This is a genomic window from Ramlibacter sp. P4_H7 (assembly GCF_056400765.1).
In genome coordinates this window covers 41,356-56,904 of record NZ_JBFUKP010000011.1, presented here as the reverse complement: position 1 = coordinate 56,904, position 15,549 = coordinate 41,356, and the positions used below count along the sequence as shown (strand labels likewise).

General features: G+C 67.8%; 16 protein-coding genes. 6 read left to right on the top strand and 10 right to left on the bottom strand.

Features of this window, described 5'->3' with window-relative positions; translation table 11 throughout:
* Positions 1–184: 184 nt before the first annotated feature.
* From AC1DSA_RS16020 to AC1DSA_RS16010, 3 genes are read left to right on the top strand one after another with little or no spacing between them, the layout of a single operon-like run.
* Positions 185–1,162 (top strand): tripartite tricarboxylate transporter substrate binding protein, encoded by a 978-nt coding sequence (locus AC1DSA_RS16020; protein WP_477890908.1) that lies wholly within the window; start codon positions 185–187, stop codon positions 1,160–1,162.
* Positions 1,162–1,635, top strand: coding sequence for a tripartite tricarboxylate transporter TctB family protein (locus tag AC1DSA_RS16015; RefSeq protein ID WP_477890906.1), 474 nt, complete (start codon positions 1,162–1,164; stop codon positions 1,633–1,635). Before AC1DSA_RS16020 ends, AC1DSA_RS16015 begins: the two co-directional genes overlap by 1 nt.
* Positions 1,632–3,131: a tripartite tricarboxylate transporter permease gene (locus tag AC1DSA_RS16010; RefSeq protein WP_477890904.1), complete on the top strand. Its 1,500-nt coding sequence runs from the start codon at positions 1,632–1,634 to the stop codon at positions 3,129–3,131. Before AC1DSA_RS16015 ends, AC1DSA_RS16010 begins: the two co-directional genes overlap by 4 nt.
* Positions 3,132–3,407: 276 nt before the next feature.
* On the opposite strand, the gene AC1DSA_RS16005 is transcribed toward AC1DSA_RS16010, so the two are convergent.
* Positions 3,408–4,469, bottom strand: coding sequence for an Ldh family oxidoreductase (locus AC1DSA_RS16005; protein WP_477890902.1), 1,062 nt, complete (start codon positions 4,467–4,469; stop codon positions 3,408–3,410).
* A gap of 155 nt (positions 4,470–4,624) precedes the next feature.
* On the opposite strand from AC1DSA_RS16005, the gene AC1DSA_RS16000 reads away from it, so the two are divergent.
* Positions 4,625–5,887, top strand: coding sequence for a phospholipase D-like domain-containing protein (locus AC1DSA_RS16000; RefSeq protein ID WP_477890900.1), 1,263 nt, complete (start codon positions 4,625–4,627; stop codon positions 5,885–5,887).
* 22 nt (positions 5,888–5,909) lie between these two features.
* Here AC1DSA_RS16000 and AC1DSA_RS15995 read toward each other — a convergent pair whose 3' ends face one another.
* Complete coding sequence (locus tag AC1DSA_RS15995; RefSeq protein WP_477890898.1) at positions 5,910–7,007, bottom strand: matrixin family metalloprotease; 1,098 nt, start codon at positions 7,005–7,007, stop codon at positions 5,910–5,912.
* A gap of 120 nt (positions 7,008–7,127) precedes the next feature.
* Here AC1DSA_RS15995 and AC1DSA_RS15990 point away from each other — a divergent pair, with 120 nt between their 5' ends.
* Positions 7,128–7,991, top strand: coding sequence for an alpha/beta fold hydrolase (locus AC1DSA_RS15990; protein ID WP_477890896.1), 864 nt, complete (start codon positions 7,128–7,130; stop codon positions 7,989–7,991).
* Positions 7,992–8,003: 12 nt separating this feature from the next.
* Here the strand turns inward: AC1DSA_RS15990 and AC1DSA_RS15985 are convergent, their stop codons facing one another.
* From AC1DSA_RS15985 to AC1DSA_RS15955, 7 genes are all read right to left on the bottom strand, one after another.
* Positions 8,004–8,609, bottom strand: coding sequence for a DedA family protein (locus tag AC1DSA_RS15985; RefSeq protein ID WP_477890894.1), 606 nt, complete (start codon positions 8,607–8,609; stop codon positions 8,004–8,006).
* Positions 8,600–9,217, bottom strand: coding sequence for an excalibur calcium-binding domain-containing protein (locus AC1DSA_RS15980; protein ID WP_477890892.1), 618 nt, complete (start codon positions 9,215–9,217; stop codon positions 8,600–8,602). The genes AC1DSA_RS15985 and AC1DSA_RS15980 overlap by 10 nt, the downstream gene beginning before the upstream one ends.
* A gap of 204 nt (positions 9,218–9,421) precedes the next feature.
* Positions 9,422–9,946: an NYN domain-containing protein gene (locus AC1DSA_RS15975; RefSeq protein WP_477890890.1), complete on the bottom strand. Its 525-nt coding sequence runs from the start codon at positions 9,944–9,946 to the stop codon at positions 9,422–9,424.
* Between the two features lie 2 nt (positions 9,947–9,948).
* A complete protein-coding gene (locus tag AC1DSA_RS15970) occupies positions 9,949–10,236 on the bottom strand; it encodes an excalibur calcium-binding domain-containing protein (protein ID WP_477890889.1) in 288 nt (95 codons plus the stop codon).
* 357 nt (positions 10,237–10,593) lie between these two features.
* The gene (locus tag AC1DSA_RS15965; protein WP_477890887.1) at positions 10,594–11,520 is read right to left on the bottom strand and encodes a hydroxyacid dehydrogenase; all 927 of its coding nucleotides are present in this window, start codon (positions 11,518–11,520) and stop codon (positions 10,594–10,596) included.
* Positions 11,517–12,209 carry an RraA family protein gene (locus tag AC1DSA_RS15960; RefSeq protein ID WP_477890885.1) on the bottom strand — a complete coding sequence of 231 codons (693 nt, stop codon included), beginning with the start codon at positions 12,207–12,209 and terminating at the stop codon, positions 11,517–11,519. Before AC1DSA_RS15960 ends, AC1DSA_RS15965 begins: the two co-directional genes overlap by 4 nt.
* A gap of 2 nt (positions 12,210–12,211) precedes the next feature.
* Entirely contained in the window at positions 12,212–13,186 is a 975-nt protein-coding gene (locus tag AC1DSA_RS15955) for a Bug family tripartite tricarboxylate transporter substrate binding protein (RefSeq protein ID WP_477890883.1), read from the bottom strand.
* A gap of 112 nt (positions 13,187–13,298) precedes the next feature.
* On the opposite strand from AC1DSA_RS15955, the gene AC1DSA_RS15950 reads away from it, so the two are divergent.
* Positions 13,299–14,075: an IclR family transcriptional regulator gene (locus AC1DSA_RS15950; RefSeq protein ID WP_477890881.1), complete on the top strand. Its 777-nt coding sequence runs from the start codon at positions 13,299–13,301 to the stop codon at positions 14,073–14,075.
* A gap of 126 nt (positions 14,076–14,201) precedes the next feature.
* Here AC1DSA_RS15950 and AC1DSA_RS15945 read toward each other — a convergent pair whose 3' ends face one another.
* Positions 14,202–15,524, bottom strand: a complete 1,323-nt coding sequence (locus tag AC1DSA_RS15945; RefSeq protein WP_477890879.1) for a tetratricopeptide repeat protein — start codon at positions 15,522–15,524, stop codon at positions 14,202–14,204.
* Between the last annotated feature and the right edge of the window lie 25 nt (positions 15,525–15,549).

The window sequence follows — 15,549 nt, the reverse complement described above, 5'->3', positions numbered from 1 at the left end:
GGTCGAGTTCCGCCCATGCTAGGCCCACCCGCGCCCGCCCCCTTGCGTTGCATCAAGCGCGGGCTTGGGTCGCCCGGGCCTCGGCATCCATTGCGGTTGTCCCTAGCACGCGGCTGCGCGGGCCGGGCGTAGATTGGCCGCAGTCGCACCCCAACCCGAACACGCGACGCAAGGAGACCACCGGATGACCCGCCCTTCCCGCCGCCTGCTGATGGCCGGCGCGCTCGCCGCGCTTGCCTGTTCCGCCCTGCCCGTCGCCGCGCAGAACTATCCCGCGCGTCCCATCACGCTGATCGTGCCCTGGGGCGCCGGCGGCGGCACCGATGCCACCGCGCGCATCCTGGGCAGCCTGATGGAAAAGGAACTGGGCCAGCCGGTCACGGTGGTCAACCGCACCGGCGGCAGCGGTGTCGTCGGCCACGCCGCGATCGCCTCCGCGCAACCCGACGGCTACACCATCGGCCTGGCCACGGTGGAGATCGGCATGATGCACTGGCAGGGCCTCACCGAGCTCACCGGCGCCTCGTACACGCCGATCGGCCTGGTCAACGCCGACCCCGCCGGCATCCAGGTGCGCGCCGACGCGCCCTACAAGACGGTGCAGGACCTGCTGGCCGCGATCAAGGCCAACCCCGGCAAGTTCAAGGCCTCCGGCACCGGCCAGGGCGGCATCTGGCACCTGGCATTGGCGGGCCTGCTGAAGGACCAGAAGATCGATCCGGCCTCCGTGCCCTGGGTGCCCAGCAACGGCGCCGCGCCGGGCCTGCAGGACATGGTGGCCGGCGGCATCGAGATCGCGCCCGTGTCGCTGCCGGAAGCGCGCTCGCTGATCGACGCCGGCAAGGTGAAGAGCCTGGCGATCATGAACGACAAGCCGGCCGCGCTGTACCCCAACGTGCCCACGCTCAAGGCGGCGATCGGCAGCAACTGGACGATGGCGGCCTGGCGCGGCATCGTCGCGCCCAAGGGCATCCCCAACGACGTGCGCGACAAGCTGGCCGCCACCGTGCAGAAGGTGGCCAACAGCAAGGACTACCACGACTTCATGAACAGCCGCGGCTTCGGCGTCATCTACGCCGGTCCGCAGGAGTTCGGCGCGTTCATGGCGAAGTCGGACGCCGAGCTGGGCGCCACGATGAAGGCCGTGGGCATCGCCAAGTAATGAAGCTCAACGACGCGGTCTTCGGGCTGCTGCTGATGCTGCTGGGGGCGGTCGTGCTGGCCGCCATCCAGGGCTATCCCAAGATCCCCGGCCAGCCGGTCGGGCCTGCGCTGTTCCCGGGATTGATCGCCGTGGGCCTGTGCATCGGCGGCGCGCTGCTGATCGCCAAGGGCCTGCGCCACCGTGCCGAGCAGCCCTGGGTGGCCTTCGACGACTGGCTGGGTTCGCCGCGCCACGGGCTGGCGCTGGTGGTGCTGCTGGGCTCGATCGTGTTCTACATCGTCGCCGCCGACCGCCTGGGCTTCCTGATCACGGCGACGCTGGTCCTGCTCGCGCTTTTTCTGGTGCTGCGCGTGCCGCCGCTGCGCGCGGTGATGATCGCGGTGATCGCGGCGCTGGTGGTGCACTTCGCCTTCTACAAGCTGCTGCGCGTGCCGCTGCCCTGGGGCGTGCTGACGGGGGTGGCCTGGTGAGCGCCGCCCTGCTGCAGGCATTTGCCATGGTGTTCGAGCCGGGCACCATCATCGCGATGATCCTGGCGTCGCTGTTCGGCCTGTTCGTCGGCGCCGTGCCCGGGCTGACCGCCACCATGGCCACCGCACTGCTGGTGCCGGTGACCTTCTTCATGGCGCCGATCCCGGCGATCGCCACCATCGTCACGGCCACGGCCATGGCGATCTTCTCCGGCGACATCCCGGGCTGCCTGCTGCGCATCCCCGGCACGCCGGCGTCCGCCGCCTACACCGACGAGGCCTACGCCATGACGCGCAAGGGCCAGGCCGAACTGGCGCTGGGCGCGGGCCTGGTGTTCTCCGCCGTCGGCGGGCTGTTCGGCACCGCGGTGCTGATCGTCGCCGCGCCCACGCTGGCGGAATTCGCGCTGCACTTCAGCTCCTTCGAGTACTTCTGGCTGGTGCTGCTGGGCCTGACCTGCGCGGTCTCCATCACCAGCGACCAGCCGCTCAAGGGTTCGATCACGCTGATGCTGGGGCTGCTGGTCGCCTGCGTCGGCCTGGGCAACCCCGCGGGCTTTCCGCGCTTCACCTTCGGCAACGCGGAGATGACGGGCGGCATCGGCATGATCGCCATGATGATCGGCATGTTCGCCATCTCGGAGGTGATCCGCTTCGTGGTCGACACCAGCCCGCCGGCGGAGCTGGTGGTGGAGAAGGTCGGCAACGTGATGCGGGGCCAGTGGGAGCTGGCCAAGAAGTACCCGGTGCAGATCCTGCGCGGCAGCGCGCTGGGCACGGCCGTGGGCGCCCTGCCCGGCGCCGGCGCGGACATCGCGGCCTGGATGTCATACGCGATGAGCAAGAAATTCTCGAAGGAGCCGGAGAAGTTCGGCACCGGCCACGTCGAGGGCATCGTCGAGTCCGGCTCGGCCAACAACAGCGCCCTGGCGGGCGCCTGGATCCCGGCGCTGGTGTTCGGCATCCCCGGCGACTCGATCACGGCCATCGTGATCGGCGTGCTCTACATGAAGAACATGAACCCGGGGCCGACGCTGTTCACCACCAACCCGCAGAACATCTACGCGGTGTTCCTGCTGTTCATCATCGCCAACATCATCATGATTCCGCTGGGCATCCTGTGCATCAAGGTGTCCAAGCGCATCCTGAAGGTGCCGCGCAACGTGCTGATGCCGCTGATCCTGCTGTTCTGCATCGTCGGCACCTTCGCCATCAACAACTCGATGTTCGAGGTGGGGGTGATGCTCGTGGCCGGCATCGTGGCCTACGTGCTGGAGGCCAACCGCTTCCCGATCGCGCCCGCCATCCTGGGCGTGGTGCTGGGCGGCATGCTGGAGGAGAACTTCATCACCTCCATGATCAAGTCCAACGGCGAGTTCGGCGCGTTCTTCGCGCGGCCGATCGCCCTGGGACTGGCCGTGGTGACCTGCGTGGTGTGGTTCCTGCCGCCGGTGCTGAAGCTGGTGCGGATGCGCAGGCCGGCGGTGGCGGCTTAGCGCTTCGGCACTGCGCGATCGCTGGGGGTCGCCTGCGGGCTCACCGCCAGCCTACGGGACCGGCGGCTGCGTGAGCTTCGCTTCTCCGCGCGGTCGCTGGGGTTCGCCTGCGGGCTCACCGCCAGCCTACGGCGACGCGCGCCACTGCTGCGGCTGTCCCGTAGGCTGGGGTGAGCGCGAAGCCCCGTAGGCTGGGGTGAGCGCGAAGCCGAACCCCAGCGATTTCGGCATCGACGGCGGATGGTGGTGGCGCGGTTGGCCAGCAGGCCCCGCCAGTTAAAGCGCCGGCGGCAGCGCGATCTTCAGCTTCTCTGCCCAGGGCTTCAGCGCCTCCACGATGCCCGGGTGCAGCGTGACGCCCTCCTCGCGCTGCCGGTGCATCAGCGCGTTTCCCTTCTCGCCCGGCAGGCGCACCGGCCGCCCCGGTTGCGCGGGGCGGGACGCGTGGCATTGCCGCGCGACCTCGTCCATCTGCCGCAGGAAAGGCTGCGCGCCGGCAAATCCCGCGGGATCGATGATCTGCACGAACACCGTCGCGCCCCAGCCCTGCTTGAGGTCGGCGCGGCCGAAGCCGGCGAGGCCGCCGGTGAGCGCTTCGACCGTCAGCGACAGGCCGTAACCCTTGTGCCCCGAATCCATGCCGCCCAGGGGCAGGATGGTGCCCTTGGGTTCCTGGAACAGCACGGCGGGATCGTCGCTGGGACGGCCGTGCCCGTCGATCACCCAGGGCGCGGGCAGCTTGCCGCCTTCCTGGTGCAGCCGGTTGGTCAGGCCGTTGGTGGTGGCCGAGGTGGAGATGTCCGTGACGATCGGCGTGCCGCTGGTGGGAATGCCGATGGAGATCGGGTTGGGCGTGAACACCGGGTCCAGCCCGCCAAAGGGTGCGACGCTCGCGGAGTTCGCGTCCGAGGAGGCCAGGATCATCATCAGCCCCTGGTCGGTGGCGCGCTGGTGGAAGGCGGCGAGGCAGGCGATGTGGTGGCTTTGCCGGATCACCACGGTGCCGGTGCCGCACACCCTGGCCTTCTGCGTCGCGGCCTTCATGGCCTCCAGCACCAGCCACGGACCGGGCAGCCGCCGGCCGTTCCAGGTGAGCGCCGCCGGCGCTTCGTGGATCACCTCCGGCTGCCCCTCCACGTTCATGGAGCGGGCCTCGATCTCGCGCAGGTACGAGGGCAGCAGCTGCAGCCCATGCGTGGTGTGCCCCATCAGGTCGCCCTCGACCAGGATGTCGGAGACGGCCCGCGCCTTGTCGTCGGGCATGCCGGCGGCTGCAAGCGCCGAGCGGGCGAAGGTGGAAAGCGAAAGGGCGGCGTAGCGCGGAGAGGACTGCGTCATGGATGGGATGGAAGAGAGGGCCGCGCCAGTCTACGGCCCGCCACCGCCGCCCGCGTCAGCGTGATCCCGTACGCCCGGAAATCAGGCGCCGCCGGTATGGGCTTGCGCCCTTGTCCTACCTCAGCCGTGCACCCGATCAGCCACGATGCGGCCCCATGGAACCGTCCTTCTGGCTCTGGCTTTCGCTCGCGATCGTCGCCGCGCTCATCGTGGTGATCTGGTCGATCCGCCGCCACCGCAGCCCGGTGCTGCAGGTCAAGAGCGACTGCGGCATCGACAAGCTCATGCCCTCGCTGTCGGGCCTGTCGCTCGGCACCTCGGTGGACGGCAACACGGTCGACGTGCTGGAGAACGGCCACTTCTACGACGTGCTGGAGCAGCGCATCCGCGCGGCGCAGAAGTCGGTGCACTTCGAGACCTTCCTGTGGAAGCCGGGCAAGCTGTCCGACCGCATGGCCGCCGCCTTCAAGGACCGCGCCCAGGCCGGCGTGCCGGTGCGGATCATGCTGGACGCCGAGGGCTGCAAGACCCTGGAGCCCGACATGGTGCAGCGCATGCGCGAGGCCGGCTGCAAGGTGAAGTTCTTCCACAAGCGCTCGATCTACACCATCGGCGTGCTCAACGACCGCGACCACCGCAAGATCTGCGTGCTCGACGGGCAGGAGGCTTTCGTCGGCGGCCACTGCATCACCGACGACTGGCTGGGGAACGCCGAGGACCACGAGCACAACAGCGATGTCAGCGTCTGGCTGCACGGGCCCATCGTCCACAGCGTCCAGGGCGCCTTCAGCGAGAACTGGGCGGGCGAGACCGGCGAGCTGTTCGTTGGCGACGACTTCTTCCCGGTGCTGGACAAGGTGGGCGACATCCCGATCTTCGCCGCGTACCTGAAGCCGGAGAACTCCGCGCCCGCCGTGAAGATCCTGCACCACACGGCGATCTGCCTGGCGCGCGAGCGCATCTGGATCCAGAACCCCTACTTCATCCCCAAGATCGAGGCGATCCACGCACTGGGCTCGGCGGTCAAGCGCGGCGTCGATGTGCGCGTGCTGATGCCCGCCACCAGCGGCTCCGACTCGCCGATGGTGCAGCATGCCGGCCACCGCCATTTCGAGTCGCTGCTGAAGCTGGGCGTGCGCCTGTACGAGTACCCGCACACCCTGCTGCACCAGAAGATCATGACCATCGACGGCTGCTGGAGCGCGGTGGGCTCCACCAACTTCGACGACCGCTCCTTCGACACCAACGACGAGATCACGCTGGGCGTGCTGGACAAGGGCATCGCCGCCAAGTTCGACGCGATCTTCGAGAAGTACGTGGCGCGCGCCGAGGAGATCGAGCTGGAGAAGTGGCGCAAGCGCAGCATCTTCATCAAGATCAAGGACAACGCGGCCTACCTGCTGAACGACATCCTGTGACGTGCCGCGGCGCGTGCGCCGCTCACCAGACCATCACCGCCGCCTGCCCCGGCTTCTTCGCATAGCGCAGGCGCAGCCGCAGCAGGTATTCCTTGCCGGCGTCCAGGTGCACCTTCAGGTGCGCGTTGTCCTCCGTGCCGCCGTCGTCTTCCAGCGCCAGCGGCTTGCCCTTGGGATTGGCCTGCTGGTACAGCGCCATCAGCGCGTCGGCCTCGCCGAAGGTGCGGAACTCGTAGTCGCGCGTTTCGATGGCCTTGAAGCGGAAGTCGGCCTGCTGGCCCGAGGCCAGGTAGAGCGAATTCGCCTTGAACGGCGTGAGCGTCTTCACGGCGTCCGGCTTCAGCTCGGGGTAGAAGGACTTGGCCCACTTGCGGTCGCGCGCGGACAGCCCGCCCTTGGGGAACAGGCCCTTGGCGTACTTCTGCGGCTGCTTGATCAGGCCCGCATCGAAGGGATAGTGCATCACCGAGTTCGGGTCCCAGGACGAGCCCTGCACCTTGTCGGCCAGCAGCTTGTCGAGGATGTTGGACTTGGTGGTCGCCTTGCTCCAGCGGTTCGGCGGCGCGGCCAGCGACTTGTAGACCGCCGCCTCGTCCCACACGATGCCGGCGAAGGGGTTCTGGTGCTCGTGCGGGAAGCCGAGGGTGTGGCCGATCTCGTGCAGCGCCGTGTCCAGGCCTTCGGCGGCGTCTTCCGTGAGGCTCCAGCCGAAGTTCATGGTGCGCGGATCGTCCCGCTTGGTCAGCACGTCGGTGCCGATGTACGACCACGAGCCGTCGCCGTCCAGGAAGGCGATGCGCACGTCGGCCTCCTTGGCGTTGGCCACCTCGGCGAAGTCCAGGCCGATGCCCAGCGCCTTCCACATCTGGAAGGCCTGCCGCACCACCTTGCGGTCGGCCTCGGTGCCGGCCCACTTCTTCGGCTTGTCGAAGAACCAGTAGCGCAACTGTGATCCGTTGAGCCACTTGTACCTGGTCTCGCGCAACAGGCGCGTGCGATCGTCCGCGGCCGGCGCGGGCTGCATGTAGCCCTTGGGATAGGTGACGTTGCAGAAGCGATGCATGCGCGACGCCGTCGAGGGAGTGGCGCCTTGCGGGGCGGCGGCTTTCTTCTGGGCCATGGTGGTTCTCCTGCGGGGGCGACGGCCCCGGACGGCACCGAGCAAGATATCGGTGTCACGCCACGCCCGCAATCCCCCGGGGACGGGACCATGACCCGCATCCAGAGAGACAATCTCGAGATGTTCGCATCCGGCCCCTTCCCTCCCCTGCAAACCGACCTGCCCCCCGAAGCCCTGCGCGTGCTCGCACTCGCAAGGCGCCACGCCACGCCCTGCGGCGACGGCGAGATCGTGTGGCATGCCTGGGGGATGGACAGCGGCGAGCCGCTGGTGCTGCTGCACGGCGGCAGCGGAAGCTGGACGCACTGGATCCGCAACGTCGAGACGCTCGCCGCCACGGGCCGGCGCGTGGTGGTGCCGGACCTGCCCGGCTTCGGCGATTCGGCCCGGCCGCCGCAAGGGCAGGACGCCGACGCGGTGGCGCCGGCGCTGGCGCAGGCCCTGCCCGCGCTGGTCGGTGAGCAGCCGGTGGACGTGGTGGGCTTCTCCTTCGGCGGCCTGTGCGGTGCGCTCATGGCGGCATCGCATCCCGAGCGCGTGCGTCGGCTCGTGCTCGTCGGTGCGCCCGGGTTGGGACTGCGCGATCGGCGCCTGCCGCTCACCTCGTGGCGCGACCAGCCCACGGTCGAGGGACGATGGGCCGCGCACCGCAACAACCTGGCGGCACTGATGCTGCACGGCGAGGTCGACGAGCTCGCGGTCGCGCTGCAGGCCGCCAACGTGCCGCGCGACCGCATGCAGCGCCGCAAGCTGGCCATGACGGACATCCTGGCGCGCACGCTGCCCACGCTCCAGTGCCGCGTCGATGCGATCTACGGCGAGCAGGACGCCCTGTACCGGGACGTGCTGCCGGCACTCGGTACGAAACTCTCTGAAGGCCGGGTGCGTGAATTCCTGCTGGTCCCCGGTGCCGGCCACTGGCTGCCGTACGAGGACCCGCCGGCTTTCCATGCCGCCCTGGCGCGGCTGCTGGCGAGCCGCTGACCCCGCGCGGGACTAGACGCGGCGCCGCGCGCGCAGCCAGAGCATCACGAGCAACAGCACCAGGCCCGCGGTGAGCAGGTTGTCGGCGTTGTCCAGCGGCGCCTGCACCTGCTGCCAGCGCCAGCCCAGCGCGTGCACGCCATAGGTCAGCACCGCGACATGCAGCAGCGCGGCGACGCCGTTGCCCACGAAGAACGACCGGTAGGACATGCGCAGGGTTCCGCCCACGAAGAACAGCGTGCTGCGCAGCCCGGGCAGGAAGCGCGTGAGGAAGCAAAGCGGCACGGCGAAGCGTCCCGCGACCTCTTCCAGCTTGTGCAGCCGCTCCGGCGGCATGAAGCGCGCCGCCCGCGGATCGCGGATCCACTTGGCGCCGTAATGGTGGCCCCAGTAGAAGGTCACCGCGTCACCGGCCACGATGCCCAGCCACGCGACCACGACCAGCGGCAGGGTCTGCAAGCCCATGGCGGCCGCCGCCAGCACCAGCAGGTCCTGCGCGATGGGCGCGCCGATCCCGCACAGCACCAGGAGGAGGAACACGAACCCGTAGGCGGACAGTCCCTGCAGGGACGCCAGATAGGAAAGGGAGAGGTCGAGGAGCAATTGGGTCAGCGGCACCACTGCCGTTCGCAAGGAATACCGTCGTTGTTGCCGTCCATCTTCACGCCGGGACAGTTCTTCAGGAAATACGTCGCCTCTTCGCAGGAGCTCATCTGGGAACACATCGTGCGGCCGTCGCAGCGGAATCGTCCGGTGTCGAGCACCTTCTGCGCGCCCCGGCCCTGTGCCGCTTCGACTTCCTGCGGAGCCGGCGCGGAAAAGGAGAACTTTTCTCGATACCCGTACCAGGACACCGCGCACAGGATGGCGAGTCCGGCGATGGTACCGATGATGCCGGTCCCCCGCACGCCGCCTGTAGGTCCGTTCGGCTCATAGGGTCGTGCCGCCGGCCGCACGCTGCGCTGCCGATCCGCTGCCAGGCCGGACGCTTCGGTCGCCTGCCGGCGCACTTCCACTGCTTTCTTCTTACCTTCGCGATTCAGTGCGACCTCGAAGGTCAGCACCTCCTCCGGCTGGGGGCGGGGCGACGGCAGCGCCGACGCATGCACGAAAAGGTCCGCGCCGCCTTCCAGGGGCCGGATGAAGCCGAATCCCCGCTCCTCGTTCCAGTCGTGAAGCTTTCCGGTGAAGCGCAATCGTGTCCCTCCGCCGACGATGCCCGGCATGCGAAGCGGCAAGCATAGCTGGGCTGGGTAGCGCCACAGGAGCGGGGGATGCGTCGGGTGGAGATCCGGTTGGCAAAGCCTTGCCGGAACTGAAAGCTGGGGTTCGCGCGGCTCACCACCAGCCTACGGGACTCACCCCAGCCTACGGGACTCACCCCAGCCTACGGGACTCAACCCAGCCTACGGGGCTCCGCGCGATGAGAGTCAAGCCCCCGCCTGCCCCAACGTCTCGTAGTAGTGGAACGCGTCGCACGCGCTCGCCCAGTGGCGGCTGGTGGCGTTGCGGGTGCCGATGCCGACGATGCGGCGGCCGGCGGCTTTCGCCTTTTGCGCAAGTGCGGTGAAGTCGCTGTCGCCGCCGACCACCACCACCGTCGTTATGTGCGGAAAGCGCGCCAGGTCTTCCATCGCGTCCAGGCACAGGCGGATGTCGGCGCCGTTCTTGGCGGCATTGCCGGGCGGGAACAGCTGCACCAGGTCCATCGCGTTCTGCATCAGCGCGTCGCGGTAGCGCCCGAAGAACTGCCAGTTGCAGTAGGCACGGTTGATGGCGATCGGCCCCAGCGCCGCCGCCACGGCGATCACCGCGGGGATGTTCACCAGCGGCTCCTGCACCTTGAAGCGGTTGTCCGGCCGCGCGTACGCTCCGGGGTCGACCTCTTCGACCAGGCCGGCGTGCAGGTTCTCGAAATCCCAGTAGAGGGCGACGGAATGCGGGTTGGTTTCCATGTTCACTTCTGGCACCACTGCACTTCGCAGGGGATGCCGTCCTTGTCATCGTCCAGGGACGAACGCGGGCAGTGCTGCAGGTAGAACATGGCTTCCTCGCACGACGTCATCTGATTGCACCGGTTCTTGCCTTCGCAGCGGAACAGCGGCTTGCCGTCCGACTGGGTGCTCGGGGCCTCCGCGGAGATGCGCGACCGGAGCAAGGGATACTCGAAATCCGTCCAATAGCCATACAGCACAACGCCGCCGAGCACCCCCAGCGAGATTGCCACGCCGACCATCGTTCCCATGCGCACAGGCTGCCCCCCTCGTGGGCGCATGGTACGGCTTCGGCCAGGAGTTGGGGGGCGTGGGGGAGCGGCGGCACTCCACTGGCCTGGTTGCGCGGCGGGCACTCCACTGGCCTGGGGTGCGCGGCGGGCACCCCCGTAGGCTGGCGGTGAGCGCGCGAAGCGCCGAACCCCAGCAGCGGCGTCGGTTCGGGGAGCTGGGGTTCGCGCAGCTCACCTTCCCCGGCCGGTGGCCGGGCCAGCCTACGAATACCGCGCGGCTCCCCGTAGGCTGGCGGTGAGCGCGCAAAGCGCCGAACCCCAGCAGCGCCGTCCGCGCCGGGTGACCGCGCGAAGCGCCAAACCAGCGGCGTCAACTCACGCCGCCACCTTCCCCAACACCGCCAGCACATTGCGCGCCGCCGCCACGCCCATGTTCACGTAGGCATCGCTCGTCACGCCGCCGATGTGCGGGCTGAGCACCAGCTGGGGGTGCCCGAAGAAGGGATGGTCCTGCGGCGTCGGCTCCTGCGCGAAGGCATCCAGCCCCGCCATCGCCACATGCCCGCTGGCCAGCGCGTCCAGCAAGGCCGCTTCGTCGATCAGCCCACCGCGGCCGGTGTTGACCACGATCACGCCGCGCTTGCACTGCGCCAGCGTCTTCGCGTTCAGCAGGTTGCGGTTCTCTTCCGTCAGCGAGCAGTGCAGCGAGATGGCATCCGCCTGCGCGAACAGCTCCGCCAGTTCCACCCGCTCCACGTACTCCGGCAGGTTCTGCGCGAATGGGTCGTAGCCGATGACGCGCATGTCCATCGCATTCGCCATGCGGGCGAAACGGCGGCCGATCGCGCCGAGCCCGATCACCCCCACGGTGCGGCCGGCCAGCTCCACGCTCTTGTGCGTCGCCTTGTCCCAATGCCCGTGGTGCATGCGCTCGTTGAGCTTCACCACCGACTTCGCACACGCCAGCAGCAAGGCCATGGCCTGCTCCGCCACCGCCGCCGCATTCGCCCCCACTGCCGCCACCACCTCGATACCGCGCGCCGCAGCCGCAGACTTGTCGATGGTGTCCGTCCCGCTCCCATGCTTCGAAATCACCTTCAGCGAAGGCGCGGCGTCCATCACCTCGGCCGGCACCTTGCCGTAGCGAACGATCATCGCGACCGGGTCGTGCCGGCGTGCCAGCGCCACCAGGTCCGCCACCTCGGGCGTCTTGCCGGCGTACACGACCTCGAAGTCCTGCAGCAGCTCCAGCGCTTGCGGCGCCAGGTCGGCCCCGGTGACGATCAGGACCGGCTTGCTCACAGCGCCTCGCCTTGCTTGAGCACGCCGGCCGTGCGCAGCGCGGCGTCCAGCCACGAGGCGCTGGTATTGCCCTGCTTGATCTGCGCGATGCGCGACTCTTCGTCGGCCACCTTCTTCGCGGCCAATGGCAGCAGCGACTCGATCTTCTCGCGCTCCACCACCACCACGCCGTCGGCGTCGCCGATCACGAAGTCGCCGGAGTGCACCGTCACGCCGCCCACCGTCACCGGGTGGCCGATGCGGCCGCTGACCTGCTTGGTCGGGCCGTTGGGATTGGTGCCCACCGAGAAGACCGGGAAGTCCATCTCGTCGATCTCCAGGCTGTCGCGCACGGCGCCGTCGATGACGACACCGGCGATGCCCAGCTGGCGGCAGGCGTTCATCATGATGGTGCCCATGAGCGCGGCGGTCTGGTCGCCCTTGCCGTCGATGACCAGCACGTCGCCCGGTTTGGCGAGCGCCATCGCGGCGTGGATCATCAGGTTGTCGCCGGGACGCACGTCCACGGTCAGCGCGGGGCCGGCGAGCTTCATGCGCGGACGCAGCGCGGTGATGCGGCCGTGCAGCGCGCCACGGCGGCCGGCCACGTCGGCAATGATCGCCGGCTGGAATTGCGCGGCCTTGCGCACGATGTCGGCGGAGACGCGCTCGAAGTCGCGCACGATGTCGGAGTGGGTGGAGGTGGTCATGTTCAATCCGCCTTCGCGCCCGATTCCTTGACGATCTTGCCCCAGCGGCCGATGTCGTCGCGAATCAGCTTGCCGAACTGCTCCGGCGTGCTGCTGGCCACGTCCGCGCCCTGGCCACTGAGCTTCTTCAGCAGGTCGGGCGACTGCAGCGCCTTGTTCATTTCGGCGTTGAAGCGGGTCACCACGTCCTTGGGCAGGTTGGCCGGGCCGAGCACGCCGAACCAGGTCACCGCCTCGAAGCTCTTGTAGCCGGACTCGGCGACGGTGGGCACCTGCGGCAGGTCGTCGGTGCGCTTGGCGGAGGTGACCGCCAGCGCGCGCATCTTGCCGTTCTTGATGTGGCCGATGAGCGTGGGCACCGAGGACACGTACAGCTGCACCTGGCCGCCGATCAGGTCGGTGACGCCTTGCGATGCGCCCTTGTACGGCACGTGCGTCAGCTGCACGTGGGCCGTGCGCTGGAACAGCTCGGTCGCCAGGTGCGCCACCGTGCCGTTGCCGGAGGTGGCGTAGTTCAGCGCCTGCGGCTTGGCCTTGGCGGCGGCCACCACGTCGGCCAGCGTCTTGTACGGCGAGTCGGCGGAGACCACGATCACCAGCGGCGCGCTGGCCACCAGGCCGATCGGCGACAGGTCCTTGACCGGGTCGTAGGGAAGCTTGGAGTACAGCGTCGGGTTGATCGCCAGGTTGCTGGTCTGCCCCAGCACCAGCGTGTAGCCGTCGGCCGGCGACTTGGCCGCGGCATCGACCCCGAGGTTGCCGCCCGAGCCCGGCTTGTTGTCGACCACGATGGTCCAGCCCGCGTTGCCGGCGACCTTCTGCGCCAGCTCGCGGCCGATGATGTCGGTGCCGCCACCGGCCGGGAAGGGCACGATCAGCTTGATGGGCTTGGCCGGCCAGGCCTGGGCCAGCACGGCGGTGGAGGCGAACGCGCTGACCAGGGCAAGGCCCAGCGCGGCGCGGCGAGTGAAGTGCATGGTGTCTCCTGAAGGGGGATGGCGGCGAGGGACCCTGCCGACCGTGGACCGCACTTTAGGCAGGCGTTGCACTGCGTACAATGCCGTTTCGTACAGTGCAACCCGCTTCGCGATGCGCAACACCGCCAGAAAGCCCCCTGCCCCACCCGCCGAAGAAGAAGCCGCGTCAAGCGGCGGTGTGACCGCAGTGACGCGCGCCCTCTCGCTGATGGAAGCCTTTGCCGTCGGCGAGGCGAGCCTGCCGCTGGCCGAGCTGAGCCGGCGCACCGGCATGCACAAGACCACCGTGCTGCGCCTCGCGCGCACGCTGGCGCTCTCGGGCTACATGGTGCAGCGCGACGACGGCGCGTGGCGCCTGGGCCCGGCCACGGGCTGGCTGGGCGCGCGCTACCAGGCAGGCTTCGACGTCAACAACGCGGTGGAGCCGGCGCTGCGGCAACTGAGCATCGCCACCGGCGAGAGCGCGTCGTTCTACGCGCGCGAGGGCGACATCCGCGCCTGCATCTCGCGCGTGGAAGGCCCGCAGGCGGTGCGCCACCACGTGCGCATCGGCGAGCGGCTGCCGCTGGACAAGGGCGCGCCCGGCAAGGTGATCCTGGCCTTCATGGGCGAGAAGGGAAAGGTCTACGAGCAGATCCGCCAGCGCGGCTACGACATCAGCATGGGCGAGCGCGAGCCGGAGGTGTCGAGCGTGGCGGCGCCGGTGTTCGGCCTGAGCTGGCGGCTCTTGGGATCGATGTGCATCTCGGGCCCGACGTCCAGGCTGTCGCAAAAGAAGCTGGAGGCGCACGCGAAGACGGTGATCGCGGCGGCGAACGCGCTGTCGTATGAACTGGCGGGGAGTGTGACGGGGGAGACGCCGGGGGTGGTTTCGACTTGGCATCCGTGAGCAACCACGCGTCGACGGTTAGCGAACATTCACCATCAGGCGTCGCGAGGCGGATGCTCACTAGCATGTCTCGCGCCGCAACCCGCTGCTTGTGCGTGTCTAACAACCCATTAGCCGCGCCTTAACCTAAGAGGCAAAAGCGTCAGGTTCAATGCCACGGCGCGCGAGTTCGCGCAAGACCAACCTCTCCCCTACGTGATTACGTCCAACGCGCTCGAGCTCGAGACTTCTAAGCAGCAGGCGACGTCCCTCCGCCTGATTTCCCGGCCAAATAAACGCACCCAACGTCATGAGCACCATAGCTTGGTGCCGAAGATTTCCAATCTGTTCGCCAATTTCGAGACTCTGTCTTAGCGCAACCTCAGCGGTTTCTCGATCTGTAGAGGCCAATTTTTGACCTAAAGTGTGAAGCACTTGCGCTCGACCAAACTTATCATTAAGTGCAGTTAAGATACCAATGCTTCTCTGTAGAAGTTGCTCCGCTTCTCTCGCGTTTGTGTCCCAAAGGTTTTGGCCGAGAGTGTGAAGAACCTGCGCTTGCCCGTGTCGGTCATTGGCGTCTTCAAGCAATGCTAGGCTGCTTCGCAGCAGCTCGATGCCTTGACCGGTGTTCTGCTCCGACGAAATCGCGCCCATCGTGTGTAACACTTCCGCCTGGTGGTGTTTGTCTTGGAGCGATTCACCGAGGCTCAGGCTCTTCTTCAATAATTCGATGGCCTCGGAATGGCGAGCGGGACCTAATAGCTGTGCCAGCGAATGGAGAACATGGGCCTCTCCAAGCGGGTCATCAAGTGCCTCTTGCAGTGCGAGGCTGCGCCTCAAAAGTCGTTCAGCCTCCACCGGATCACTACGTCTCAAACTTCGAGCGTAAAGGTGCGCTGCGACTGCGACTTCGCGCCGGACTTCTTCCGCATACGCCACGGGCTGCAGAACCCGCATAGCTTTCTCAATCCGTCCCTCACGGTACAGCACCATTCCTCGAAGAAAGGCAGGCTCAATGGCGTTGCGCGGGATCAGGCGATGCTCCTGCTGCTCTAAGGCAAGCCGTGCTGCCAACCATCTATCCCCCAGTCGGCCAGAATACGCTTCTTGGTACAGAGGCAATCCTTGGCTCGGGGCAATTGCGGTCACGTGATATGCCCGTCCGACCGGTTGCGTAAGGTACGCTGGAAGCTCACTTCCTTCCAGCGGAACCTGCTGCATGGCGAGTTCGGCCAATCTAGCATGACACGTTGTGAATAGATTCTCGTCCTTAACTAACTCAGAAACTAAGTAGCGCCTCTCCGGCTCTGCTATGTGCCACTCGCTATTTCTTTCGACGACAAATCCTGCGACATGCACGGAGGGCACAAGTTGATCAAGCTGTTTCTGACCCAGACAGACCAGATCCAGCAGATCACGAGCCAGCCAATCACTCATCGATTCAGCAGCCGCGAAAGCTTTGAGCACACGCAGGCTTCCTCGCGGGGCGGCT